21 protein-coding genes are annotated in these 24,916 nt (G+C 66.3%); 13 read left to right on the plus strand and 8 right to left on the minus strand.

The window, feature by feature from the left end; genetic code table 11:
* Positions 1-251 precede the first annotated feature (251 nt).
* Entirely contained in the window at positions 252-2,111 is a 1,860-nt protein-coding gene (locus ACOZ38_RS33695; protein ID WP_424535096.1) for a DNA/RNA helicase domain-containing protein, read from the plus strand.
* A 56-nt stretch (positions 2,112-2,167) separates the two neighbouring features.
* On the opposite strand, the gene ACOZ38_RS33700 is transcribed toward ACOZ38_RS33695, so the two are convergent.
* Together ACOZ38_RS33700 and ACOZ38_RS33705 are read right to left on the minus strand one after the other, a co-directional pair.
* A complete protein-coding gene (locus ACOZ38_RS33700; RefSeq protein WP_424535097.1) occupies positions 2,168-2,593 on the minus strand; it encodes a hypothetical protein in 426 nt (141 codons plus the stop codon).
* Entirely contained in the window at positions 2,590-3,039 is a 450-nt protein-coding gene (locus ACOZ38_RS33705) for a hypothetical protein (protein ID WP_424535098.1), read from the minus strand. The genes ACOZ38_RS33700 and ACOZ38_RS33705 overlap by 4 nt, the downstream gene beginning before the upstream one ends.
* 224 nt (positions 3,040-3,263) lie before the next feature.
* Here ACOZ38_RS33705 and ACOZ38_RS33710 point away from each other — a divergent pair, with 224 nt between their 5' ends.
* From ACOZ38_RS33710 to ACOZ38_RS33735, 6 genes are all read left to right on the plus strand, one after another.
* Entirely contained in the window at positions 3,264-4,181 is a 918-nt protein-coding gene (locus tag ACOZ38_RS33710; RefSeq protein WP_424535099.1) for a hypothetical protein, read from the plus strand.
* A complete protein-coding gene (locus tag ACOZ38_RS33715) occupies positions 4,118-4,621 on the plus strand; it encodes a hypothetical protein (protein ID WP_424535100.1) in 504 nt (167 codons plus the stop codon). The genes ACOZ38_RS33710 and ACOZ38_RS33715 overlap by 64 nt, the downstream gene beginning before the upstream one ends.
* A 254-nt stretch (positions 4,622-4,875) precedes the next feature.
* A complete protein-coding gene (locus tag ACOZ38_RS33720) occupies positions 4,876-6,756 on the plus strand; it encodes a DNA/RNA helicase domain-containing protein (protein WP_424535101.1) in 1,881 nt (626 codons plus the stop codon).
* 190 nt (positions 6,757-6,946) lie between these two features.
* On the plus strand, positions 6,947-7,678 hold the full coding sequence (locus tag ACOZ38_RS33725) for a DUF4011 domain-containing protein (protein WP_424535102.1): 732 nt from the start codon (positions 6,947-6,949) through the stop codon (positions 7,676-7,678).
* Positions 7,642-10,446, plus strand: a complete 2,805-nt coding sequence (locus tag ACOZ38_RS33730; RefSeq protein WP_424535103.1) for a DEAD/DEAH box helicase — start codon at positions 7,642-7,644, stop codon at positions 10,444-10,446. Before ACOZ38_RS33725 ends, ACOZ38_RS33730 begins: the two co-directional genes overlap by 37 nt.
* Complete coding sequence (locus ACOZ38_RS33735) at positions 10,431-11,405, plus strand: GreA/GreB family elongation factor (protein ID WP_424535104.1); 975 nt, start codon at positions 10,431-10,433, stop codon at positions 11,403-11,405. Before ACOZ38_RS33730 ends, ACOZ38_RS33735 begins: the two co-directional genes overlap by 16 nt.
* A 938-nt stretch (positions 11,406-12,343) precedes the next feature.
* Here the strand turns inward: ACOZ38_RS33735 and ACOZ38_RS33740 are convergent.
* Genes ACOZ38_RS33740 through ACOZ38_RS33750 form a run of 3 tightly spaced genes read right to left on the minus strand, consistent with a single transcriptional unit; the run spans position 12,344 to position 14,585 of the window.
* Positions 12,344-13,660, minus strand: coding sequence for a hypothetical protein (locus ACOZ38_RS33740; RefSeq protein WP_424535105.1), 1,317 nt, complete (start codon positions 13,658-13,660; stop codon positions 12,344-12,346).
* The gene (locus tag ACOZ38_RS33745) at positions 13,657-13,884 is read right to left on the minus strand and encodes a hypothetical protein (RefSeq protein ID WP_424535106.1); all 228 of its coding nucleotides are present in this window, start codon (positions 13,882-13,884) and stop codon (positions 13,657-13,659) included. The genes ACOZ38_RS33740 and ACOZ38_RS33745 overlap by 4 nt, the downstream gene beginning before the upstream one ends.
* Positions 13,851-14,585, minus strand: a complete 735-nt coding sequence (locus ACOZ38_RS33750) for a hypothetical protein (protein ID WP_424535107.1) — start codon at positions 14,583-14,585, stop codon at positions 13,851-13,853. The genes ACOZ38_RS33745 and ACOZ38_RS33750 overlap by 34 nt, the downstream gene beginning before the upstream one ends.
* A 247-nt stretch (positions 14,586-14,832) precedes the next feature.
* Here ACOZ38_RS33750 and ACOZ38_RS33755 point away from each other — a divergent pair, with 247 nt between their 5' ends.
* Positions 14,833-14,985: a hypothetical protein gene (locus tag ACOZ38_RS33755; protein ID WP_424535108.1), complete on the plus strand. Its 153-nt coding sequence runs from the start codon at positions 14,833-14,835 to the stop codon at positions 14,983-14,985.
* 213 nt (positions 14,986-15,198) lie between these two features.
* Here the strand turns inward: ACOZ38_RS33755 and ACOZ38_RS33760 are convergent, their stop codons facing one another.
* The 3 genes from ACOZ38_RS33760 to ACOZ38_RS33770 form a co-directional block, all read right to left on the minus strand.
* On the minus strand, positions 15,199-16,092 hold the full coding sequence (locus ACOZ38_RS33760) for an SPFH domain-containing protein (RefSeq protein WP_424535109.1): 894 nt from the start codon (positions 16,090-16,092) through the stop codon (positions 15,199-15,201).
* Between the two features lie 1,226 nt (positions 16,093-17,318).
* Positions 17,319-18,581 carry a hypothetical protein gene (locus ACOZ38_RS33765; RefSeq protein ID WP_424535110.1) on the minus strand — a complete coding sequence of 421 codons (1,263 nt, stop codon included), beginning with the start codon at positions 18,579-18,581 and terminating at the stop codon, positions 17,319-17,321.
* A 625-nt stretch (positions 18,582-19,206) separates the two neighbouring features.
* A complete protein-coding gene (locus tag ACOZ38_RS33770) occupies positions 19,207-20,103 on the minus strand; it encodes a phosphorothioated DNA-binding restriction endonuclease (protein WP_424535111.1) in 897 nt (298 codons plus the stop codon).
* Positions 20,104-20,237: 134 nt separating this feature from the next.
* On the opposite strand from ACOZ38_RS33770, the gene ACOZ38_RS33775 reads away from it, so the two are divergent.
* The 5 genes from ACOZ38_RS33775 (at position 20,238) to ACOZ38_RS33795 (ending at position 24,727) form a co-directional block, all read left to right on the plus strand.
* Complete coding sequence (locus ACOZ38_RS33775; protein ID WP_424535112.1) at positions 20,238-21,347, plus strand: HesA/MoeB/ThiF family protein; 1,110 nt, start codon at positions 20,238-20,240, stop codon at positions 21,345-21,347.
* 70 nt (positions 21,348-21,417) lie between these two features.
* Entirely contained in the window at positions 21,418-21,546 is a 129-nt protein-coding gene (locus tag ACOZ38_RS33780; protein WP_424535113.1) for a hypothetical protein, read from the plus strand.
* A gap of 153 nt (positions 21,547-21,699) precedes the next feature.
* Positions 21,700-22,806 (plus strand): hypothetical protein, encoded by a 1,107-nt coding sequence (locus tag ACOZ38_RS33785; protein WP_424535114.1) that lies wholly within the window; start codon positions 21,700-21,702, stop codon positions 22,804-22,806.
* Between the two features lie 35 nt (positions 22,807-22,841).
* Positions 22,842-23,489: a DUF6879 family protein gene (locus tag ACOZ38_RS33790; protein ID WP_424535115.1), complete on the plus strand. Its 648-nt coding sequence runs from the start codon at positions 22,842-22,844 to the stop codon at positions 23,487-23,489.
* A 590-nt stretch (positions 23,490-24,079) separates the two neighbouring features.
* Positions 24,080-24,727 carry a DUF4352 domain-containing protein gene (locus tag ACOZ38_RS33795; protein WP_424535116.1) on the plus strand — a complete coding sequence of 216 codons (648 nt, stop codon included), beginning with the start codon at positions 24,080-24,082 and terminating at the stop codon, positions 24,725-24,727.
* Positions 24,728-24,916 lie beyond the last annotated feature (189 nt).

A 24,916-nucleotide genomic window follows, 5' to 3' on the forward strand; every position in this document is an offset into this window, starting at 1 on the left:
CGCCACGCCGCGCGCCTGGAAGAGGCAGGACGCGGACAAGACCCGCCCATGTCAGTGGTTGTCGCTACTCTCTCTGTCGTTGGGAGATGCGGCCCGACGGGCTTCCGTGGAGCCGTTGATCACGGATACGCCCCCACACCGCACGGTTTCTTCGTGCTACTTGGGGGTTGCCCGTGGCGAGTGTTCCCGCGCCCGCATACAGATCGTCCGCCAGAGCTCTTCTCGAGGCTTTGGCGGCGCCCAAATCTGTGGTGGAGAAAACGCTCATCAAGTTGATAGCGGACAACCTCTACCAAAACACTCGACGTGTGGCCGGCCCAGCCGAAAAGAGGTCATGGCTCCACAGCTTGTCCGACCTTGCCCGAGTCCTGAATGACGCGGGGCGGAGCGACATCGAGGTGCTCGTTGAGTACCCCATGCCGCACAACAAGATGAGTTGTGCGGATGCCGTCCTCGCCGGCGTCGATGCCGTCACCGGCGAGGACATATACGTCGTGGTGGAGCTCAAGCAGTGGAGCGAGGCCGGCCTCTTCGAGGGGGATCCGGAGCTCCTTACCGTCCCTGGCTTGGGGGACCACAAGCCCCACCCGGCATCGCAGGTCAAGGCGTACCGCGATCAGATCGCCGACAACTGCGGGGCACTGGAGGGGCACCCCGAAGCGGTCAAAGCGGTCGTGTACCTGCACAATGCGACTCACGCCAGCGTGCAGGACCTTGGCCCCGCCGCCATAGCGGCGAACGTTCAGCTCTTCACCATGTCCGAGCGTGGCGCGTTCATCCAGTACCTACGCGGTCAGTTCGCCGACGAACCGGGGGGCAAGGCGGCCGACCGCCTGCTGGGCGGTCCCATCCGACCCACCCAGCACCTGCTGCGGAAGGCTGCCGACGTCCTCCGCGGTAAGGACCAGTTCGTCCTCCTGGACCGCCAAATCGAAGCCTTCAGGCTGGTCATGCACAACGTTCGCCGAGCCTATGAAGCCAACACCAAGCGGGTGGTCATCATCACGGGAGGTCCGGGAAGCGGGAAGTCGGCGATCGCGATCTCCTTGCTGAAGGAGCTGGCAGGCGGTGGTGATCGGGTCGCCTACGCGACCGGCTCCAGGACCGTCACCAAGACTTTGCGACGTGAAGTGGGCGGGCGCGACCAGACGCTCTCGGGGCTGTTCAAGTACTACATGGAGTTCGCGAACGCCCACCCGAACAGACTCGACGTCCTGATCGCCGACGAGGCACATCGCGTGAGGAAGAAGTCCTTCGACCGGTTCAACAAGGCGTGGAGAAGCGAGCGCCCGCAGATTGAGAGCATCATTGACGCGGCCCGGGTCCCGGTCTTCCTGCTGGACGAACACCAGGTCGTGAAGCCCGACGAAGTGGGGACCATCGAGGCGATCAAAGCCGCCGCGCAGACGATGAATGTCGACTATCAAGTGGTCGAGCTCGAAGGACAGTGGCGTTGCGGGGGAAGTGCCGCCTATGACCTGTGGGTCCGGCGCCTGCTCAGCCTCGGCGCCTCAGATTGTGAGTGGGACGGCGACGCGGATCCGGAGGTGTGGAAGGGGGACGACAACTTCGAGGTGATCCTCGCCGACTCACCCGGTCACATGGACGACCTCCTGCGGGGCAAGTTGGCCGAAGGACGATCCGCGCGCATCACCGCGGGCTACTGCTGGAAGTGGAGCAAACCCAACGGCGACAAGTCTCTGGTCCCCGATATCAGAATCGACGGCTGGCAGCGTCCGTGGAATGCCCGAGGGGACTCCTCAGCGAGTGTAGGTGACGCGCCCTCAAGCCATTTCTGGGCGACGGCGCCTGGCGGCTTCGAGCAGGTGGGCTGTGTGTACACGGCTCAGGGACTGGAGTTCGACTGGGCCGGGGTCATCGTCGGTCCTGACCTCATCGCGCGGAACGGGAGGCTCAGGACCGTACGCGAAGCGAGCGAGGACAGGGACCTCAACAACGCCAGAGTCACCAAGGAGCAGCTCGACCGACTCGTGCGCAATACCTACAAGGTGCTGCTGACGCGTGGTCTCTCCGGTGTCGTCATCTACGCCGTGGACCAGGAGACCCGCGACTTCCTGGCCAAGCTGATCGACCCTGAGCCGACCGTCTAGGTTGCCGGCGGTAGACCGCCCGTTCACGCCGATCTGCCGGCGTGAACGGGCGGCGGTCAGCCAGGGTAGGGCGGCTCCTCGTGGACGGCGGGGTCGGGCTCACCATCCGAAGGGCTGGCGGCTTGCTGAGGTTTCGCGTGCTCGCGGCGGGCGACGAGTTCGCGGGCGACCGACGGCACGTCGTCGACGCTCCGGGCCTCGACCGGCAGGCCACCGGGTTCTTTCACCAGGAACCAGGTGCCGCCTCCGCCTGGCACGTCTACCACGGCGATTGTGGCGATCAGGCGCCCGCCGCCGTACACGTCCATCTCCGGCGGCAGCAGGATCGGCTTGTAGTACCAGCCGCGCATGGGGAGGTGCAGTCGCTCGACCGGACGGCAGCGCAGGTCGTAGGACTCCAACTCCTTGCGCAGGCCGCCAAGTGCACGGCGGTGGCTCTCAGCCTGGTCCTCGGGCATCCCGAACATCAGCATTCCGGTCACGCGTGCGACCTCCCGCCGGACCGCGACCGTGCGGCGTCGGCGGATCGGCCGACATATGTGAACGCCACCTGGGCGAAGCCGCCGCTATGCGAGGGTCCCTCCTCAGCGAGGCGCCTTCCCTCCAAACCTGTCCCACGGCTTGTACGAGTGGGGGCCGCCTCGGCCAATCGCATCAGGGTACGCGGCTCCTCGGGGCCGGACGCCTCGACCAGCGACTCGGTGACGGCGGCCATGCGGGCGATGGCGTAGAAGCGGCGGTAGTACGGGCCGTACAGCACCAGCCAGCCCGGCTCCAGCAGGTCGAGCTGGGCGGCGCGGGCCTTCTGCGCGCTGTCCCACTCCTGGCGGTCGGGCACCGTGGCCGGCCTGCCGTAGCGATGCCGTCCGGACGGCGAGCGGCGGGTGCGGGCCAGGCGGCCAGGGCCGCGGGCTCCCAGGGCGGTCATCGGGACGCCTCCTGCTGCCCGTGCCGTCCGCGCGCGGGGGGCCTGCGGTTGGGCATGGATCGCACTCCTGATCGGATCGGGGCCGACTTTCAGAACTGGCGCTCTGTAATCGAGTCATCATTTAGAGTTACCGCCAGGCTGGTAGTTCATCGGCATCCGGAGCAAGAGCCGATCCCCTTCGGTGATCGGCTGGCATTCCGGTGACCCCCGGAGGTGAGAACGGCATGCCCACACCACGCAAGAGCACTGATCGATACAGGTCGATGGCCCACTATTTCGGGGCGCTCATCCGTGATCTCCGCGATTCGTACGAGCTGCGCGTCGGCGAACCGCTGACCGTGGCCCCACTGTCGGCCAGGACCGGCTATTCGCCCTCGATGCTGGGGTCCATCGAACGCGGCGAAAGTCTCCCCGAGTCCGGCCTGCGCGAGCAGGCCATTGACGACGCTCTGCACGCGGACGGCCAGCTGAAAACGCTGTGGCCAGTGGTGCAAAGACTGGGCCATTGCACGCTGGACGAACTTACCTCCGCGACAAACCGGGCCATTCCCGGATACCGTGAAAATGGCAGCAGCGCCCTCCCTCAGGGAGACGACATAGAACGTCGACAGCTTTTCCAGTTGGTCGGCCTCGGGCTATTCGCCCAGACGCCGCTGTTCAGCCATGGTGAGCCGGTCCGCCAGATGCTCGAACGGGTCCTCAACACGGCCGAGAGCCACACCGTGGAGGATTGGGCGATCACCTGCGCCGACCACATGTATGCGATCCTCACCCAACCCCCCGCCATGGTCCAGGACGACCTGGTGGTGGATCTCGCCGCTGTCCAGCAGACGCTCGCCCGAACATCCGCCGAGCAGGCCCCCTCCATGCAACGGATCGCCGCCTGGCTGGCCGCCATGCACTCCAACGTGCTCACCCGGCTTGGGGAGTACGGCGCGGCCCGCCGTTGGTGGACGACCGCCCGCCACGCTGCCGACGCTTGGTGGAATCGTGGAACGGGCTCGGGCCGTTCGGGGCGTCGGCCGCTCCGATCGTCAGCCACCTGGTGGAAGCCGGATACCTGGACCAGTACGGCGGAATGCTCTTCATCGGGCCCGAGGCCGAGCGCCGCTTCGGTAGCGCTCGGTCCTCCTGGGTTCTGATCCATCCGCGCATCTCACGCGGCGGGCCGCCGAGCGCCTGGCCGTCCTGCGCGAGGAGGCATCGAGTCGGTGCATCCGGCGGCACCGTCATCACCCGGTCGTCCGCCGGTGACGTCCGCTGGTGGACGTGGGCCGGCTTCCGGGCCAACGCCACCCTGGCGGCCACGCTCGCCGGAGTCGCCGACGAGGGGCAGCGGGTGGACGACGCCTTCGTGCGGCTACGTGAAGAGCTGACCGCCGAGATGTGGAAGGCCGCCACCGCCGACGCCACTGAAGGGCTATGCCTGCCCGACATCGACGAGAAGGCCTTGAACGGCTTGAAGTTCAGCACCGCCCTCCCCGAACGCCTCGCCACAGCCACGCTGGCCGCCAGGCTCGCGGATCTGCAGGGGGAAGCGGCCGTACTGGCGGAACCCGCGAGGTTCTCGCTGGTGGGGTGAACTTCACGGCCGTCCGCTCACGTCACCAGGGGATGCGGCGACCACTCAGACCGGCTGACGCCGGACCGAAACGACAAGGACGGTCGCGAGGCGGCCGAATGGAGGGGAAAGGCCCAGCACACGCCTGAATTCGCCCGGTGATCGCGGTAATGTGCCAGGCATAGTGATGCGGCCCGACGGGCTTCCGCTGATCGGTTGATCGCGGACACGCCCCCACACCGCACGAGTCTCTCGTGCTGCCTGGGGGTAGGTTCGTGACGGCATTTCGGCATTCCGCCGAAAGTCTGGCCAAGCTCGCACTCGACGGTTCGGTCCCCGAAAGGCGCCTGAGCAAGGCCATCGAAGAACATCTCCGGAGGACCTCGCACATTTCCCCGTCCCCTGGCGAGCTCAGATCGTGGGACCGCAGCCTGCCCATCCTCGCCCGCGACCTGGTCGATGCCGGGCTCGGCGACGTCGAGATGCTGGTGGAATACCAGCTTCCGCTCACCAGCAAGCGGGCCGACGTCGTGCTCGCGGGTGTGGACCGTCGCACCGGCGACGACCTGTACGTCGTGATCGAGTTGAAGCAGTGGAGCCAGGCCGAGCTGTTCGAGGAGGACCCCGATCTCGTGCTCGTCGAAGGCATGCCCGGCGCGCCCAAGCTGCACCCGGTACTGCAGGTGCAGGGGTACTGCGACTACATCGCCGACTTCACCGGCGCCTTGGAAGGCCGGAGTGACGCGATCAGGGGCGTGGCCTACCTGCACAACGCGGCCGATCTCGACGTCCACGACCTGTACACAGCGGTACAGGACCTGCGCACGCGCATGTTCACCAAGAGCCGACGTGGGGCCTTCCTCGACTATCTCGGCGACCAGTTCGCCTCCCGACCGGGCGCCGACGCCGCCGATCGCTTGCTCAGCAGTGCTATCCGCCCCTCCAAAAAGCTCCTCAAGCTCGCCGCCCAGGAGATCAAGGATCGGGAGCAGTTCGTCCTGCTCGCGGAGCAGCAGTTGGCGTACGAGCTCGTCCTGCACTGCGTGGATTCGGCGCGTCGGGCGGACGCCAAGGAGGTCGTCATCGTCACCGGCGGGCCCGGCAGCGGCAAGAGCGTGATCGCCCTGTCACTGCTGGGTGAACTGTCGCGGCAGGGACGTGCGGTCATGCACGCCACCGGATCCCGCTCGTTCACCGAGACGCTGCGCCGGGTGCCGGGCAAGGGCTCCTCAAAGGTGAAGAACCTGTTCAAGTACTTCAACAGCTTCACCAAGGCGGAGCGCAACGACCTGGACGTGCTGATCTGCGACGAGGCGCACCGCATCCGGGAGACCTCCCAGAACCGCTACACCCCCGCCAACCTGCGCAGTGATCGCCGACAGGTCGACGAGTTGATCGATGCCGCACGGGTCCCCGTCTTCCTGCTGGACGAGCACCAGGTCGTGCGTCCGGGCGAGATGGGCACCGTCGCCGAGATCAGGACTCATGCGGCGGCTCGCGGGCTACGCGTCCACGCGATATCGCTCGACGAGCAGTTCCGCTGCGGAGGTAGCCGCGCATACGAGGAGTGGGTGCTGCGACTGCTCGGCCTGGACGGCGGGTCCCCGGTGCCGTGGGCAGGTGACGACCACTTCACCGTCGCGTCCGCGAAGACGCCGCAGGAACTGGAACTCGCATTACGCGCCAAGCTGGACGCCGGGTACTCCGCCCGGATGACCGCCGGTTTCTGCTGGCCGTGGAGCGAGCCTCGCAAGGACGATTCGCTTGTCCATGACGTCCGCATCGACGGGTGGTCCCATCCTTGGAACGTCAAGGGCGACCGGGCTGTGGGCACCGCGCCTGCGAGTGCGTTGTGGGCCACCATGGACGGCGGCTTCGACCAGGTCGGCTGCGTCTACACCGCCCAGGGTTTCGAGTACGACTGGAATGGTGTGATCGTCGGCCCGGACCTGGTGGTGCGGGACGGCAGGTTCGTGACCGTCCGCGGAGCCAGCAAGGACCCGGCTCTCACCCGCGGGACGACCGACGAGCAAGCGGACAGGTTGATCAGGAACACGTACAAGGTTCTGCTGACCCGCGGCATGGTCGGCACCTTCATCCATTCCGTGGACCCGGAGACCCAAGCGATTCTGGAGCAGTTGTTGCCGAACCGCTGATTCCGCCGCCCCCGTCGCAATGGTACGCGTCTTGGAATTTCTGACGCCCGCTGTGACCCGTTCCGTCGATTCCTGAGTCACAAAACGTTTCTGTATCTATGAGACGCGATTTGCTGCAACTCACCGCGCTTTAAACGGCAACCATGGTAAAAGTGCGGCCTGTGCAAGGCGAGGGACTGTGGAGGGCAGAGTGTCGATCGAGACGCAGGCCGCGAACCGCCGGACTTTGGTCGAGCGTGCAGCAGAGCGATGGCGAAAGGACCTCCGAGACTTCGGTTACCGGAACACTCTGCTCTTCTACAAGGATCTCAAGCGGGGCACCCTGGATTTGTCCGCGGCGACCGTGGAAGGTCTGACCAGCCTGTTCGCCGGGCGGATAGCTCGGCCGAGCAAGCTCTTTCGTGATCCACAGCTTCAGGCGGATGCCGGTAAGCGCCTGCAGACGATCTACAAGAAAGTCAAGGAACTGCGCGAAGAACGCGGTATCCAGGCCGGCTACCTCGCCGTAGGTCTCGCCACCTGGACCGACGAGCGCACCAGCGCAACTCCGTGCGCCCCCGTCGTGCTGCGTGCCATAGATCTGGAGCGCAAGAACGCCAACGATCTCGACATGGTCATGCGTGCCGCCCCAGAGGTCGAGATCAACCCATCGCTACTGAGCTACTTGAACGAAAGATTCGATCTGCAGATCGAGGTGGAGGACTTCACCGGGTTGCTGCCAGAGCCGGACGCGACCTTCGACCCGGAGTTCGTGTTCGATCGGCTGAGCAAGCTCGCCGATGGAGTCCCTGGCTTTGCCATCCATCGGCGCAGCGTCGTGGGCACGTTCAGCTACGCCAAACTGCCCATGGTGAAAGACCTCGAAGACTCCATCGGCGCAGCGTCGTGGGCACGTTCAGCTACGCCAAACTGCCCATGGTGAAAGACCTCGAAGACTCCATCGACCTCCTCGTGGACAACGAAGTGATCGCCGCGATCGCCGGTGATGTGGAGGCCGGACGGCAACTGCTTTCCCGGGCAATCCAGGTCGACGAGACAGAGCCCGACCGTACGCCCATTCAAGACGAGCATTTGATTCTGGATGCGGACTCGTCTCAGAACTGGGCGATCAACGAAGTGCTCGCAGGCAACCACCTTGTCGTTAAAGGGCCGCCTGGAACAGGGAAGAGCCAAACGATCGCCAATCTCATCGCCACCCTTTCCGCCCGAGGCAAGTCGGTGCTCTTCGTGGCGGAGAAGCGAGCCGCCATCGACGCCGTTCTCCGGCGGCTCACAGATGTCGGTGCCGCCGACCTCGTACTCGACGTGCACGATGGCGGCCGCGATAAGCGAGCGGTCGCCGAAGCGCTCAGAGTTGCTCTGTCCAACGCGAGTGGGGCATTCGGTACGGCGTCGCGCTCGCAGCGCCTCGACGGCGCACGAGCACGCCTGGTCGAACACGAACGAGTGATGCACACCTCCCTTGCACCATGGAACGTGACACCGTTCCAGGCGCAAAGTGTGGTTCTGGGAACGCCGGAGGGCTCACGGACGGACGTTCGCTGGACCGCGGAGTTGACGCGCCTCGACGAGCAAGTCCACCTCCGCCTCGGAGATGAGCTGAAGGAGTTCGCCCAGCTGCATGGGATCGTTCCGCCACCGGTTCCGGGCCCCTGGGAAGGCGCTGCGATAACCAGCAGAGATCAGGCCGGCCGGGCGTGGTCGGCGCTGCATCGGTTGAGGGCGTCCACTCTCCCTGAAGCTCGGGACGCCTTGGAACGAGTCATCATCGAAGCACGGCTCGCACAGCCCACGACTCTGCAGGAGTACACCACCGTTGTCGCCTTGTTGCGTGGGGTGGAGGACACACTGGCGAACTTCTCGGCGGAGGTGTTCAGGGCGGACCTGATCGCCTTGTGCGAAGCGACGATGGGCAGGCACGGGCGTAAGGAACATGGCATCAGGCTGCCCTGGCGTCTGCGCCGCCGCTTGGTCAAGCAGGCGCGGAAACTGGTCGGCGCCGGCGGGCGACGCCGGTTGGACGAGTTGCACGCTGCCCTTGTTCGCGCCCGGGAACAGCAAGAGGCATGGGAACGACACCGCACCGACGAAGGCTCCCCCCGTAGCCTTCCCTCCGGAGAAACCGCCAGCATCGCTCTCGCCGAACTCTACGCCGAGCATGGCGCCCTCAGCCAGGTCCTCAGGCCTGAACTACGAGATGTGGCCTCAAGGACCCTCCCTCAACTCGAAGAACTGCTCGACAACCTCGCCGCCGACCAGCACCGCCTTCACCAGCTACCGCGACTCCACGAGTTGAGAACCGGGTTTCAGAAGTTCGGCCTCGGCGCTCTGCTCCGTGAGTGCGCGAAACGCCGGCTCGATGCCGAGATGGTCAGTACAGCTTTCAGCCATGCCTGGCATGCGTCGATCCTTGAGTTCGCCTCTTACCAAGAGCCGAGCTACGGCGCGTTCGCTGGAAATGTGCACGATGGCGCCGTCCGTGACTACCGGGAAGCCGATCAAGCTCGTCTTGTGGAGAACGTCACGCGGATCAAAGGTGCCGTAGGGGCCCGCGCTCAGCGGGTCGCACACGGGACGGACGTGGCCAGCAAATTCGTCCGCAAGCAGGCGAGCCTGCAACGCCCTCGAAAGGCCATCCGGGAGCTGGTCCTGAACGCCTCGCGGCAGCTGCTCGATCTCAAGCCGTGCTGGGCGATGTCACCGCTGGTGGTCAGCCAGGTCCTGCCGCGGCAGGTGCTGTTCGACGTGGTCGTCTTCGACGAGGCGAGCCAGGTTCCTCCCGCGGATGCCATCCCCTCCATCATGAGAGGCCGTCAAGTCGTCGTCGCGGGTGACGAACACCAGCTACCGCCGACGACCTTCTTCATGGGAGCCACCGACGAAGACGAAGACGAAGATCTTTACGACGAGAACGGCGAACTCGTCGTCTCCAGTGGGGTCGGCGAGGAGTCCATACTTGAGGCAATGCGGCACGTGGCCCGCGCACGGCAACTCAGCTGGCATTACCGCAGCCGGGACGACAGGCTCATCGCCTTTTCTAATGAACACATCTATAGCCGCTCTCTCACCACGTTCCCCGGCCCAAGCCATGAGAGCCCGTTGAGGCATGTGCTCGTAAGCCAGACCGGTCGGTTCCCAGGGCAGGAGACCTCGGTCAACGCCGAGGTGAAGAAGGTTGTGGAGCTGATCCTCCAGCACGCGCTCAACAGCCCGAAACGATCTCTGGGCGTCATCACGATGAGCATCGAACACGCCAGGCGCATCGAAGCAGCGTTGCAGGCGCAGGTCGCGCAGCGGCCGGACCTGGACAGCTTCTTCGCCGAGAAACGATTAGAGCCCTTCTTCATCAAGAATCTGGAGCGAGTCCAGGGCGACGAACGAGACGAGATCATCCTCTCGATGGGGTACGGCAAGGCCCCGAACGGCACGCTGGCGCACAGGTTCGGACCGCTCAACAACGAAGGGGGCGAACGACGGTTGAACGTCGCGGTCACCCGAGCCAAGCGGAGCATGACCCTGGTGAGTTCGTTCTCCAGCGTCGACCTGGACCCGGCGAAGCTGCGCAAGCGTGGCGCCAAACTCCTGAGGGCCTATCTCGAGTACACCGAATCCAGCGGCGGCGACCTCGGCACCGGCCTCAATCCAACACAGCATTCAATCCCTTCGAGATCGATGTGCGAGATCGGCTGACGGCGGCAGGTGTTCCGCTCATCTCCCAGTACGGAGTAGGCGGCTACCGGATCGATTTCGCCGCCAAGCACCCGCAGCGCCCGGGTGAATTGGTGCTGGCCATCGAGGCGGACGGAGCGAGCTACCACTCCGCCAAGACCGCGCGCGACCGTGACCGGCTGCGTCAGGAACACCTCGAAGCTCTGGGCTGGCGCTTCCACCGAATCTGGTCCACCGCCTGGTTCCGGAACCCGGCGAACGAAGTCGCCAAGGCCGTGGCGGCGTATCAAGATGCAGTGACTGCGGCCGACCGGGGTCATGCCTCACGCCTCGACGTCGTCTCAAAGGCGCCCGTTGCCCGCCCGCCGGCGACAGGGACAAAGAGCGCTCAAGCGCCGAGGGGACAAGGTGACCGCCTCCCGGAGGTCGAAGAACCGAAGAAGGTAAACCGTCCGTCCAAGAGATCACCGGCCCGCGTGCCACAACCGGCCCCGGCTCGGGGACCAGTGGCTGGACCTACTGCCGCAACTGCGGCCTCGAACGCACATGTGCTCAGTCCGAGAGGCTTCCAGAGGATAAACGAGGAAGTCTCTGCGATCGCCGACCTTCTCGGCAACGTACTCGACCATGTCGGGGCCGACAAAGCCGGCGCGGTGGCCCTTCGTAAGGGCCAGGAAAAACGAAACGACCGGCTCAAGGAGCGTCTCGACGAACTTCGAGGAATCCTGGCCAACGCCCGAGTGGGGGATCCGGGCAAATCAACCGGTCGGGTCACCCCCGGCAGTCTTATCCATATCCGATACGAGGATGGCGAAGAGAGCAACGTGGTCATCTCTGAGGTGGGCCACCCCGACCACGACCATGTGACCCCGACCACCGGAATCGGTCAGGCACTCGCCGCCGCACGGGTCGGGGACATCAGGGTCATCGAGACCCCTACGGGGCCGCAACGCATGACCGTCGTCGCGATCCTGGATTGACGTGCCTCCACTTCCCGGCGAGCCCACCGCACGCGCCGCACGAACCGGCTGGCGAGGCTCGTCGGGACTCCTCACTTCCGCATCCAGAGGGTGTCGCACGAGTCGGCAGCCTCATCAACGGTGATCAGGCCACGCGCACTGAGCCATGAGCCCGGCCGGAACGGAAATCCGTTCCGGCCGAACGGCCAAAGATCGGCCGACAGTCGACCAGCACGAGGGCTCCATCACCACTGCGCGACCTCCGACTCAGACCGGTCGCGGGCGACGGCTTGGCCAAGCTCTGCACAGCAGGGTCGAGACGATAGGCACCGTCGGAATCACGGTCGAAGACACCCAGAGCCTCGTGTCAACGATGGCTGAAAATCTTGGCTCTGGCACGAATTTCGGAATCAGTGCCAGAGCCAGTTTTCACCCGTCGTCGACAAGCCTCGTCCTCGCTGCAGTCTTCGTACACAGCATCAGAGCCTTTTAGACGAGGTGCGGCCAGTCGGAGGTCCCCCTGGGCAACCGGTCCCGGTCGTCCTCGTTGCCGAATCTGCCTGTCAGGTATCCGACAGTCGTGCTCCATCACACTTAGGACCTGTGAACTTAGTTTAAAGACGCGACTGCTGCTTGCGCCTTCAGCAGCTCGTCCGGCTTCACTTGCTGATTGGTTGGAGCAGTTCGGTTAGAGGAGACCGTCGTGCGACAGTCATCCGGCCGGGCAGTCGGTCATTTGAAGGTGGATGCTTGTCGCCCGGATCGCGGCGTGCTCGGGTCCAGGCGTACCTCGACCGGCTGGGTCACCAGTTGGGATTTAGGGACAGCCCGGCGTTCTCGTCGGCCATCCACCGGTCGAACTCCTCAACGGTGCCGTAGATCGGCCGGCCTCCGAAATCGCGGGTCATGGTGGTCAGCTCGGACAGTGCCGTGTCGGGGTGTCCCTCGGCCAGTGCCAGCTAGACGAAGCCGAACCGGGGCAGGACGGTTTCGGTGGCGTAGGCGTTGCGTTCTACGCCGAGTTCTTCGGTCGTCCGGCGCAGCTCGTCGAGGGTGAGTACCGTCGTGGTGATCTCTCGTTCGAGCAGTTCCAGCCGGTCTGAGTCCACGTTGGAGGCGCGGGCGGCTACGAGGGCCAGTTGCAGGCCCTGAGTGATGACGAGGCCGGCGGCCTGACCGGCCAGGCCGCCGATGAGGGCGCCGACGATGGGTACGGGGATGACGCTCTGCCCGACGGCACCGCAGCCCCATACCAGGCCGGACACCAGGGTCGCGGTACATGCCCGGGCGGCGAACTCACTAGCGTCGATCTTCCGGCGGGCGAAGTCCAGTCCGGCCTCCGCGGTCGCGATTATGGCCCCGGCGATGGCATACAGCAGGGTCCCACCACCCAGCGCCTCGGGCAGGGCACCGGCCGAGACCCCTATGCGGATGGTCTCACCCAGACCCGCGATAGCGCCCGAGCGTGCCGCGCCGCGTACGGCGGAGGCCAGGGCGGTGATGGCCGCCACCGAGGCAGCCGTCTCCCCTGCGCGTACGCGCGCCGCCTCGCGGGCACCGGGCGCTCTGCCGGAGACGAGCCCGCCGACCACGGCGGCGGATGCCGACGAGCTGATCACCTGACGCGCGCCCACACGGGCGACCTGCTCGTCCGCCCAGCGTGTGGGGTCGAGCGCGACCCGGTGGGCCTCGGCGGACTCGATGCCGCGGCCGCGGATGCATCCGGCGCTGAGCCTGTCGCTCACCTGGGCACGTGCATCGCGGTAGTCGTCATAGCGCACGCCGTCGGGGCACATGGTCAGGCGCCTGTCGAGCAGGTTCTCCACCGCTTGCAGCTTGTCGGAAGCCACAAGACGCTGCATCCCGTCGTATTTGGAGTCGGCCAGGGCGTGCGCGGCCGACGATGTGTGCTCGACGAGTTTGGCCTGTGCCCGGGCCACCACCTGGCCACCGTCGAGAACATGGAGATCTGCGGGCGCCGTCTGGGACCCGCTGGGACCCCACTCTGTGACGATCGCGCGCAGCGACGAGCTTTGAGCGATCGCGGCCCGGTTGAACGCAAGCGCGTGCATCACCTCGAACAGGTGCCCGGCGCGCTGGGCCGCACCGGTGCCCGCGTACCTGGCGGCCAGCGAGGCCACCACCTCCCGGCTACGTAACGTCTCCACGGTCGCCTGCGCCAGCCGGCGGCTGGCCGCCTCGGCCACTGCCCATGCGGCGACGTCCGCGCCACCCGGCAGCAAGGCCCACAGCGGCGACCCGGCCTCCTGAGTCACTGTGCTGTAACCAGGGAGCCCAACCGCGCCCGAGCATCGGCGACGACCCGCTCGGAAATGTCGGTGACCTCGCCCTCCTCGTCAGTGATGCTAGTGCTCATCACCGCGACCGCAGCGGTGGCCAGCGAAACCGTGACCGCGGCCTGGGCGCGCTGCTCATGGGTGAAGCGCGCGTAATCGTCCTCCTCCTTCAGCAGTCCACGCAGACTCGGGAGCCGCTCCAAGAGTGCTTCACGCGCGTCGTCCAGCAGATGCCGGATATCGCGGCTACACGCACATATGGCGTACGCCGACGCCTCCGCCCGGTCGAGTTCAGCGGCGCCCTTGGTGAGCTCCGCCTCCACCTCTCCCTGTTGGGCGAGGGCTTTCGCCCCTTCCACTCGAGGAAACCGGCCAGGGACAGCACCACGGGAAAGGCGACAATGCCTGTCAGCACCATCGTTCCCGCCGCGACGCCGCCCCCGCCCGCGGCGAGGGAACCACCGCCGAGCCAGGCCAGCGTGGCGCTTGTGGCCGCCGCCCCCGACAGCGCCGAGATCGCCGTCCCGGTGGACGCGGCCGCCAAAGCCCCCACCGCCGTGTAGGTGAGCGCCCCGATCCCTGCCCCGGCGGCCACGCCGCCGACCAGGGCCGCCACCGTGCCTACCGCATCCACCTGAACTTCGCGCAGTTCCACGTCCGACAGGTCCGCCTCGACAAGGCTGCCGATGGTGGCCAACTCGGCCAGATCCACGTTCTTCAAGCGCGAGAACACCTCACTGAAGGGCACCAGCGCCTCGTCGTAAACCCTGCGCCGCGCGGTTTCCTGCCCCTCATGCTCGGCATCGGTGCGCACCTCCAGAGCCGTGAAGCGCCGCGCGAGCGCCTCCTGCACACTCTGTTTCCGAGCGGCCCGCTTGACCGACTTGATCATGGAGACGACCATGTTCCGATTCCTCTCGAGTGCCTGAGCCTGCTTGGGAACGACGGACTCACACTCGCTGAACCGGAATCGGGCGCCGCCCTATATCCGAGCAAATCCGGAATCGTGCCGTGAGATTCAATTTGGCGTGATCAGTGCGCGGAGGAATTGAAGTATCCGACTGCTTTCCGTGTAGCACAGCCGAGACATAGCCGCATACGGAGGCTTTCTTACCACATAGGCACAAGCAATACGATAAGTCGCATCAGGAATGAGCTCAGCGAGCATCCTGCTCATGTACTACAAGAAGGCGACGAACGCGCAGATCCTCAACGAGGGCATTACCGAGGCCAGTTCGATGACCGACCTCACGGCGGCCGCCACGTCGTACGCCGCCCACCACGAACTCGTGATTCCCTTCTAGATCGTCTGCTCGATGTCCGGCAGGCAGCGGACTGCTAACGAAATGCGGGCGCTCACCGGCCGAGTCAGCCGTGGCTCCCCATGATGGTCCGCGACGGTCTCCGCCAGATGTACGGGGCGGACGGTGGAAGACGTCCATCTGCGCCATCCCCCTACTACCGCCGCCGCGGGCCGTCGAGCGCGGGCGACGGTGACCACCAGGCCAGGCCGGCACCTAGCGGGTTGATCGTCCGCCGGTGGGCGTGGCGTGCTCGGCTTGGCGGGCGTCGGGAATGTGCGGCGCGCGCGAGATCGACGGGCCGTTGTCCGTAGCGGGCGCCGTGTCAGACGGTGTGGCAACGGCACCGGCCGACCGGCCGACGTCGTCGGACCGTGTGGCAGCGGCGCTGGCGGACCGGCCGGTCTCGTCGGCCTCAAGGGGTGCGGCTCTTTCCAGGAACCTGAGCAGCTCTACAGGGAAGGGCAGCACGAGCGTCGAGTTCTTCTCGGCGGCCACCTCGACCACGGTCTGGAGCAGGCGCAATTGCAGCGCGGCCGGGTGCAGTGCCATCGTTTCGGCGGCCTGGCTCAGCTTGGCGGAGGCCTGCAGTTCTCCGTCCGCGGTGATGACGCGGGCCCGCCGCTCGCGCTCGGCTTCGGCCTGGCGGGCGATCGACCGTTTCATCGACTCGGGCAGCGCCACATCCTTGATCTCCACGCGGTCGATGTGCACACCCCAGCCCAGCGCCGGACTGTCGATCATCAGTTCCAGGCCCTGGTTGAGTTGCTCCCGGTTGGACAGCAGGTCGTCCAGCTCGCTCTTGCCGATGATCGACCGCAGCGAGGTCTGCGCGACCTGGCCGATGGCGGACACGTAGTCCTGGACGTCAACGGCCACCCGCATCGGGTCGATGACATTGAAATAGACAACGGCGTCCACGCGGACGGTCACATTGTCGCGGGTGATGCCGTCCTGGCCGGGTACCGGCATCGTGATGATCTGCAGGTTGACCTTCTGCAGACGGTCGGCGATCGGCATGAGCAGCGCGAGTCCGGGTCCGCGGATCGCGGACTGCACGCGCCCGAACCGGAAGACGATGCCCCGTTCGAACTGCCGGACGATGCGCACGCTCGTCACCAGCCACGCCGTGCCAAGGATCAAGGCTACGAAGATCGCATTAAAGATGGTCATTTTGCACCCCCCTGGGTGCCCGTCGGCGCAGGTGAAGCATGAGGCCGACTCCTTATAAGTATCCTAATCCTCCGTCACGGCCCCACCCGCGACCGATTGTCACCGCCGTGCGGTACCCACCCGGAAGGCTTCGGGAGTCGGTCCATACGGTCTGCCAGGCGGTGCGGTGGAGGTCGCACGCGTAGCCGATCTTCAGGACCTCAAGCGGCCAGTTCACTTCGCAGGTGGTCGCGGAACTCTCGGACCGCCACGCTGGTGCTGTATGGATCCAGGCGGTCGACGAAGCCGGTGAGGCCCTCGATCGCGCGGGCGGAGCTGAGTGCCTCATCGGGATCGCGGCTCGGGCGAAGTCGAGGGCATGATCCAGTTCGCCCAGTCCCAGGTACGCCTCGGCGGCGTGCACCTGGTTGAATTGAGCCGAGCGAGGAAGACGTTCCTGGAACGCGCGCATGGCTGCTTCGGCACACTCCGCCGCCCGGTGATGCTCGCCCAGCAGGCTCCAGCAGCGTCCCGCCTCGGCGTTCAATTCCACTGTCTCGTGCAGTGCGATCCACGCCGGTCGCGATCAGTGGCACCTTGGGAATAGGCGCGTTCGGCCTCAACGAGCAGGCGCTCGACCTGCCTGGCGCTGTGCTTGTCCCCAATCTCGGCTGGCCGTGCCTGCAAAGCTGTGGACCTTCCCTGATCATCATCCGGGCCATCACACGTGGCGGGGCCTGCCCACCACCTCGTCCCGGGCGCGGTGATGATCGGAAATGTCGTCCCGGTCGGCGACGACTGGATGATCAGCGGTGCCTCGATTGCCTTCCCGCCGTAAGACGCCCAAGACGCGCTGGCGGGCGTGCGGCAACTTCAGATGAGCCATCCCAAGATGGTCTTCCGGAACCCGGCGAAGCTCGCCCGGGCCCGCGAAATCCAGGCGCAGCAGCGCGAGTCGTTCATCGACCTCTATGGAAGCGACTGATCTTCCTGCCGGGGAGCGAGGTGGACGAGAAGATGATCGCGTTCTACCGGCATGACTACGAGCGCGCGGGCAGCAAGGCCGGGCCATGGACGGAGCCCGACCTGCCGCCTCTCGGCTTCGACTCGCACGAGATGGTGGGGATCATCTTCGACGCGGAGGACGGCCTGGGCTTCTACCGAGGGTTCGACGTGGCGCAGCTTCAGCCGGGCGCCGGCCCGCGCGTCCAGTGGGGCGGGTCTCGCCTGGCGGCCTCGATCGCTTTAGGGGTGGGCCGTCCGATCGCTTCGGGGACGTATTCGAGGGGAACGCCGAACGCCTCGGCCCAGTGCCGACGCCAGGAGAGTCGACGGGCTATGCGCCGCCGAGCGCGGTTGGCGGTGGCGCGACGGCGGCGATCGGCCTCCCTGCGGGCTGCGGCCTCACCCTGTAGCCACGGCGGAGTACGCCGGGACAACCCCGCGACGAACTCGGCCGACCAGTGACCGCTGTTCGGACGGAGCAGCCGGATCACCTCGACAGACAGGCCGAAGATCTCCGCCACGGACTCGTCGGACAACCTGGAGACCACTCGGACGGCATCGTCGACCGCAGCCTGCTCGGCTCGCCGCCGTCGAGAGACCTCTTCGGCGGCGCGACTGGCCTCCGCATCAGCGGCCAGGTCCAGCTCCCGATCAGCTCGTGCCCGCAGCAGCCAAGACGGTGGCGAGGAGACCACCTCGTGGACGACGGGTGCCAACAGGTGATCACCGAATCTGGGCAGATCCGCCGGCAGCATGGGGACCGGGACACCCAGCTCTCGCTCCGCGACCTCAGGCGGGACCAGGAGACCGATCAGCTCGGTCGATCTCTCGACGAGCTCAGCGAGCATCCCCTCCAGTTCCGCACGGGGAAGGCGGGCCTCGCGCAAAGTCGCGATCAGTGGATCGACGCGCCGATCCGACATGCGGCGGAGGGGCTGGAGCGGTCCAGGCCAGACCCCGCCAGCCGCCATCAGCGCTGCGGCCCAGAGGAGGACCTGAACCGGATCCGCGTCGGGGGCCGGCTTGATGACCCCGATCTCCGCGCGGGCCGCTGTGGCCCGCGCGAGGTTCAGCTTGCGCGTGCGGGCGGCTTTCTTGGCCGCCTCCGAACGGGAGACCGCCCGGGCGACGGCGCGAAGCTCGGTGTCGGCGCGGGCGTGATCGGCCAAGGCGTCGACATCTGCCGTGCGGTAGTACGCGACGGTCAGGATCCGGCCGTATTTCCTGATCTCCTCAGTGACCACGGGCGCCAGGCCGACCACAGCGGCGATCCGTTTGAAGGCGTCAGTCGAGACGCCAAGCCTGGCCGCCGCCTCACTGGTATTGCAGCGACGCTCAGCGGCGAGAAGCCGTCGGAACAGCTCCAGGTCGGCTTGTGCCGTGTTGATGGAGACGGGGTCGAAGGTGCGATCGGGGAGACGTCTGAGCAGACCGGTCTCCACGGCGAGCTCCACCTCCCAGACGGCGAGCCCGAGCAGCCCCCGGACCCTCTCCCGGCCGAAGCCCTTCGCCAAGACCCCACCTCCCACGCCGGGAACCAGTGTGCCGCCTGACTACGACACTTCTCGCGGGTCGAGTACACCGCCCCGACGGGCGGCCATTTTGAGCAGCCCCCCGGCCCCGCGTTCGACAAGAGGATTCACCCTGGACGTACCAGCTTTCATCGTCCGGTTCGAGAACAATGGAGCCGTGCTAAGGGAGGTCTCGCACCGCCCGCCGGATCGCGACCATGTCTGGGTACGAGACGTTTCCGGCGGGCGAGCTGAGGACGATCAAGGCTGGACCAGGATCCATGAACCGTCGGCCCCGACGGTGACCAGGCGGGTGCCGGTGGGCAGGAGCACCCAGCCCTTGTACGTGCCGACCTCGTTGACCTGCACTTCGTCCTTCTTCCCGCGCGGATTGGTGGTGTGGACGATGAAGTTGGATTCGCCGTCGTGAGTGAAGCAAGTCCGTTGTCATCAGAGCGGCCGAACCTCTCGGCGAGTGACCGCGCCTGGAGTGCGGCAGGGCGCTCGTCGCGGTAGCCTGCACCACCCGCCCGCCGCAGGCGGGTGCCCAGCTCGCTTACGTGCCGCGAGCGGGAGCGCGGAAGACCTGGCGGTTGTGCCATTCGATGTTGGCGGTGTCGGTGGGTTCGAGGCCTGGCTGTGGTTGGCGGACGGGGCGCTCGGTCAGGGCGAAGACCATTTCCTTGGCCGCCCGCGACCGGCCGACGAACTTCGCGGAGACGGCGATCGTACGGTCGGGGGTCAGGCCGAGGACGCCCTTGTCGAACAGCTTGTGGTGGATCGCGCACAGGCACAGGCCGTTGGTGACATCGTCCGGTCCTTCGAATGCCCACCAGCGGACGTGGGCGGCATCGAGGCCGACCGCTGTGCCGTCCAGCCAGCCGTCGTACTCGCAGAACGCGCAGCAGTACTCATAAGCCATGAGGACGTTCTGGCGGAACGCGGTATTTCGCCGGACCATCGCACGCGCTGTGGCTCTCACCGGATCCGCTGCGCCATGGGTTTCCAGGTCGAGGCCGGTGAGCTGACAGATGTCGGCGTGCAGCGAGGGTTCGAAGTTGGCGTCGAGCAGGTACCGGGCGAGGCGGACCACCAGGTGGGAGTCATCACATAAGGCTCGAAGGAGGTCGGGGTGGAGCCGGCCGGACGCCTGGGAGTCACGAAGACGGCCGAGCTCTGAGCCAGGGCTTCCCGGCCCGTTCACGGTGTCCACGAGCCAGATGCCATCGCTGGTCAGATGGTGGAACGGGTAGCCGGGGCTGGTGTCGCGCGGCGGTCCGAACTCCTTGAGCAGGCGCTTGAGCTCGGCTTCAGCGGAGCTGAACGGGATCGGCCCGCCGCCGTCGCGCTGGAACCGGCCGAGGACATAGAGCAGCAGGAGCGGCTTGTGCGGTGCCCGTTCGCCATTACGCGTCCAGCGCCGGATGTCGGCGACCCGCTCGACCCAGTCCATGGCCCGTCAGCTTACGGTGACCTTCACACGTCCGGGATCAAAGCACACGAATCCCTGCCGCGCCGCCAGTGGGCACGACCCGGCCGATCACGCCAGGCCCTTGACGTGATCGCCCGAAGCCTGATCCTTCTGGGATGGAGGTGGTGTCCGTGCGTCGTCCCCGGGTGAAGCCGGAGCATCGTCCGCACCGGTATCCCGATGGCACTGTGCGCGTCGGCGGAGAGATCTACGGCCTGGCCGCCGAAGTCGACGATCCGAACGGGTGGGCCTGGACGGCGCTCTCGCTCATGGATGGGACCCGGCCGGTACAGGAGATCGTGTCGCGACTCGGTGGCGCATTCCCCGAACTGTCCGTTCGACAAGCGGAATCCGTGGTCACCCAACTCATCGATTCCGGCTATGTCGAAGACTCCGCAGCGGTGCCCCCGCCCGAGCTCAGCCCCCGGGAGGTGGACCGCTACAGCAGGAACCACGCATTCTTCCGGCGGATCGACCTGACACCCCGCGAACATGGCTGGGAAGCTCAACTCAAGCTGAGGAACGCCCGCGTGGTGGTGCTCGGGCTGGGCGGCACGGGCAGCCATGCGGCCTGGGCACTCGCCGCCGCAGGCGTCGGCCGGTTGCACTGCGTGGACCCTGACGTGGTGGAGCTCTCGAACCTGAGCCGCCAGGTCCTGTACGAGGAGGCGGACATCGGCCAGGCCAAGGTGGACGTGGCCGCACGCCGGCTACGCGGGATCAACTCCGACGTGACGATCAGCAGTGACCGTAAACGAGTCGAGAGCCAGGAGGATCTCGCGGAACTCGTCTCCGGGGCCGACATGCTCGCCCTGTGCGCCGACGAACCTCGCGGCCATGGCCTGCGCGTCTGGGCCAACCGCGTGTGCGCGAAGGCGGGCATCCCGTGGGCGGGCGGCGGCTACAGCGGCCCGCTGGTGACGGTGGGGGTGTACGGGCCGGGCGGTCCATGTTACGAATGCATCAGCGCGGGCGAGCAGGCCCGGCGCCGCCCGGGTACTCCTGTCGACCTTGGCGGGCCCGGGGTGATCGCGACATCGGCCGGGATATCCGGGCATCTTGTTGCCCATGCGCTTATCACGCAGCTCACCGGCGTGCCTGCCATCCCTCCGGGACACGTCCGCGGCATCAATCTGATCGCACCCGACCAGCTGATCGACATTCGCCATCCCTCGCGCGACGACTGCCTCGTATGCGCCCGGACAAGGACACCCGACAATTCTTGACCGTACCTCTAAGCGATTGGATTATCTGTAGATCCGTGACGAGCCGAAGACGCCTACCGGAAGGTGCAGCATGTCTCACGCCGAGAGCGAGACCCAGCCGGGCGAGAACGAGAGCGAGCACGAGGCGAAGGTGGCAATTAGCATCCGCCGACTCGACAAGATTGAAACGACTGCTGACAGCTCTGGCAACTCCAACTGATGATGGTCGACCGGTAGGCGGATGTCATCCGTCTACCGGTCTTCCCACGCATAGAGGGACGCCGCCATCATGACTTTGGTACAGCTACATGAGGTCGGAATTCGCCGCGACGGGGACGAGTGGATCGTCGGTCGCATCGATTCCGGCGACTTCGTGGCCGTGCCGTACGCGGGAGTACGGGCGATCCAGTCGCTTCAGGCGGGCATATCGGTCGAGGAGACAGAGCGCCGTCTCCTGGAAGAGATCGGCACACGGCTCGACGTCGCGGGCTTCGTCGCGGACCTGACCGACTCGGGTTTGGTCGCCGCCGTCGATGGCCGCGCGACCGGCTCCCCGGTGCCACCTCCCCCCACACTGCCGCGCCTCATGGCCAGGCACGTGCGGTGGACTCTCAACCCATGGCTTCACGTGACCGTAGCGTTGGTCATTCTGGCCGGCGCGGTCACGCTCGCACGCCGTCCCGCGATCATGCCTGGCTGGCGAGATCTCCTGTGGAGCAGCCACGGCACGGCTGTGCTGCTGACCCAGATAGCGGTGGGCTGGACCCTCATCCTCCTGCACGAGCTGGCACATCTCACGACCGCCCGAGCAGCGGGGGTTCCGGGGCGTATTCGTCTGGGTACCCGGCTGCAGTTCCTCGCGGCGCAGACGGACGTCACGGGCATATGGCTTGCCGGCCGCCGGGTCCGGATGACGGTCTATCTGGCCGGCATGGCCGTGGACAGCACCATCTGCGCGGTATGCGTCGTTCTGATGGTCACCACGGGCGGGCATCCCTTGTTGCCGGTCATCATGCTGACCGCGCTGACCATGGTGGCGACACAGTTCCTGGTGTTCATGCGCACCGACTTGTACTTCATGCTGCAAGACCTCACCGGCTGCCGGAACATGTACCACGACGCTGGCGCTTACCTGCTCTATCTCGTCTCGGGCCGTCGGCGGGCGAACCCTCTCACCGCTCTGCCCGCGGCGGAACGTCGCGCGCTGCGCTGGTACGCGCCCCTGGTCCTGCTGGGGACGGCCGGGTGCGTCTCGATCGCAGCCTTCATCACACTGCCGGCCACCCTGACCTTGCTGAGCCGGGCATTCGGAACGCTGGCGCATCCGCCCGGCCTCGCCGGCCTCACCGACGCGGCAGTGACCCTGATCGTGATCCTCTTTTTCCAGTCGCTGTGGGCGAGAGCCTGGTGGCGACGGCACGGCCCGCGTATCCGGCGCGCCATCACGCCCGCGCGCCTGGCGACCACGCACCGGAAGTGACACCAACCCGCACGAAGCTAGCAATCGGAGGAGTCTTGGACCCGTTCCACCACCTTCGGACGGCCGAGGGAGAGGTTCTGCCTGTCGCCGAATACCAGGAGGAGTTCGACAAGGTCTACGCCGCCTCCCACGACACCGTCTGGAAGCTCGAACGAGCGCAGGAGTTCTCCGAACCCGACCTTGAGAGCTGGCGAGCCATGATGGACGGTGACTGGGAGCGCTCCATGGCCTTGCTGGAAGAGTGGCGCGCGCCGCTGGAGGAACAGTACGCCACTCATGCCGAGTTCCGCCGGCTACGTATCGTCGAGACCCCGATCACGCCCTACCTGCAGTGGGAGATCAACGCACTGGCGATACGGGTGACGACGGGAGAGCGGGTCAGAGTCCTTCCCTCGGATGCGGTACGCCACCTGGAGCGGCTCAGTACGATGCCAGAGCTTGTGATCTTCTCTCGCTCGCACTGCTATGAGGTGCTCTACGACGCGGTCGGCGCGCATACCGGAGCGCGCAGGGTGAGCGATCCCCGGGCGATCGGCCCGTGCCTGGACACGCTCATCCACCTCTACGACCAGGCTGAGAACCTTACCGACTACCACCAACGGGAGATCGCACCGCTGCCGCCGCCGAAGATCAGCCCGGAGGCACGGGCCGCGATGCCCGACCACTCGGCCTTCACGGAGTAAGTTGATCGAGCAGCCGCTTGACCATCTCAATTCTTGGAGCAACCGCGCCAGGGCGGTTGCGTTCACTGAGATGGTGTATGAGTTTCCGCTGGTAGTCAGCGTGGCGTCGTGAAATGAGGACGGCCATCGCATGAGGCTTCAATGCTTTCAAGCGGCTCCAGCGGTAGCGGTGGGTCGTTTCGTTCTGGAAGCGCTCCACGCCTGATCGGCTCGCGTCGGCCGCCTGGCGAAAGGCCTGCGCTCTCGCGCAGGCGGCTTGCGACCGTACCGGTGGCCTGGGCCATCGTGCCCAACTCGGCCCGTACGCGGTCGTGATGCGGGCCGTTCCAGCGCATGCGGCGGTCACTTGTGCACTCGATTCACATGTGTTCTACTGGTTGTCGTTGGGAGACCTACGCGTCACCTGCTCGATGGGGTGGTTCTCTCGATTTCGCTGCTCAAGCCACCTGACCGGTGAACGGCAGCACCGAACTACTGATCGACATCACGCGGATGGCGTCCGTCACATCGTCCTTGAGCGTCTCGCGCGGACGGATCCTGTCCCCCATCCCTCCAACTGATCGCTCTCTCCCTTTGCCAGGAGCTTCGTCATGCATGGAAACCAGCCCCAGAACGGCCCGCAGTACGGCTACGCGCAGCCGTACCCGCAGACCGTGATCGTGCAGAAGAAGGGCGGTGGCTGCCTGCGCGCCTTTCTCATCGGCGCCGCGGTGATGGCCGGCCTCATCCTCCTCGGCTCGCTCCTCAGCGGAGGCGGAAGTGGCGGCGGTTCGTCCGAGGACACGGATGGCGGCACCACTGCCGCCGCCGCGCCCACGAAAAGGCATGCCAAGCCCAAGCAGGCCGGGTTCGGTGACGTCGTACAGGACGGGAAGTTCGCCTTCAAGGTCACCAAGGTGGAGAAGGGGCTCGCGCAGATCGGCGAGGGATTCACGGTGTCGAGGGCACAGGGCCAGTACGTCCTGATCCACCTCACCGTGAAGAACATCGGCGACGAGGCTCAGCTCTTCAGCGACTCGTCACAGAAGCTCATCGACTCCAAGGGCCGTCAGTACGACGCCGACTCCGGAGCCGCCGCCCTCGGGCTGAAGGATTCCAACGCCTTCCTCAACAACATCAACCCCGGCAACTCGGTGCGAGGCATCCTGCTCTTCGACGTGCCGAAGGGCTTCACGCTCAAGGCCGTCGAGCTGCACGACTCCATGTTCTCCGGCGGCGTCACCGTCGCCCTGTCCTAAGTTCCGCCCGGCCGTCATGCCGCCGTAGCCGTAGCCGTAGTCCGGCCGCCGTAGCCGTGCACGGCCATCGCGCCGCCGATCCCCCACCCGCAGCCATGGCCCAGCCGTTCCCCGCTCGCGGAGTCGCCGCCGTAGGACACCTTCCCGAGCGCCCCGCGACCTCATGACCTACTCGTCGAAAAGGACGTA

This window comes from Sphaerisporangium viridialbum, assembly GCF_049674955.1.
Classification (GTDB): domain Bacteria; phylum Actinomycetota; class Actinomycetes; order Streptosporangiales; family Streptosporangiaceae; genus Sphaerisporangium; species Sphaerisporangium viridialbum.

Coding starts and splice junctions, on each gene's coding strand:
- ACOZ38_RS33705 (WP_424535098.1), bottom strand. CDS start 3,039: ATGACCGCCCTGGGAGCCCGCGGCCCTGGCCGCCTGGCCCGCACCCGC.
- ACOZ38_RS33710 (WP_424535099.1), top strand. CDS start 3,264: ATGCCCACACCACGCAAGAGCACTGATCGATACAGGTCGATGGCCCAC.
- ACOZ38_RS33715 (WP_424535100.1), top strand. CDS start 4,118: ATGCTCTTCATCGGGCCCGAGGCCGAGCGCCGCTTCGGTAGCGCTCGG.
- ACOZ38_RS33750 (WP_424535107.1), bottom strand. CDS start 14,585: ATGGTCGTCTCCATGATCAAGTCGGTCAAGCGGGCCGCTCGGAAACAG.
- ACOZ38_RS33755 (WP_424535108.1), top strand. CDS start 14,833: ATGAGCTCAGCGAGCATCCTGCTCATGTACTACAAGAAGGCGACGAAC.
- ACOZ38_RS33770 (WP_424535111.1), bottom strand. CDS start 20,103: ATGGACTGGGTCGAGCGGGTCGCCGACATCCGGCGCTGGACGCGTAAT.
- ACOZ38_RS33775 (WP_424535112.1), top strand. CDS start 20,238: ATGGAGGTGGTGTCCGTGCGTCGTCCCCGGGTGAAGCCGGAGCATCGT.
- ACOZ38_RS33780 (WP_424535113.1), top strand. CDS start 21,418: ATGTCTCACGCCGAGAGCGAGACCCAGCCGGGCGAGAACGAGAGCGAG.
- ACOZ38_RS33795 (WP_424535116.1), top strand. CDS start 24,080: ATGCATGGAAACCAGCCCCAGAACGGCCCGCAGTACGGCTACGCGCAG.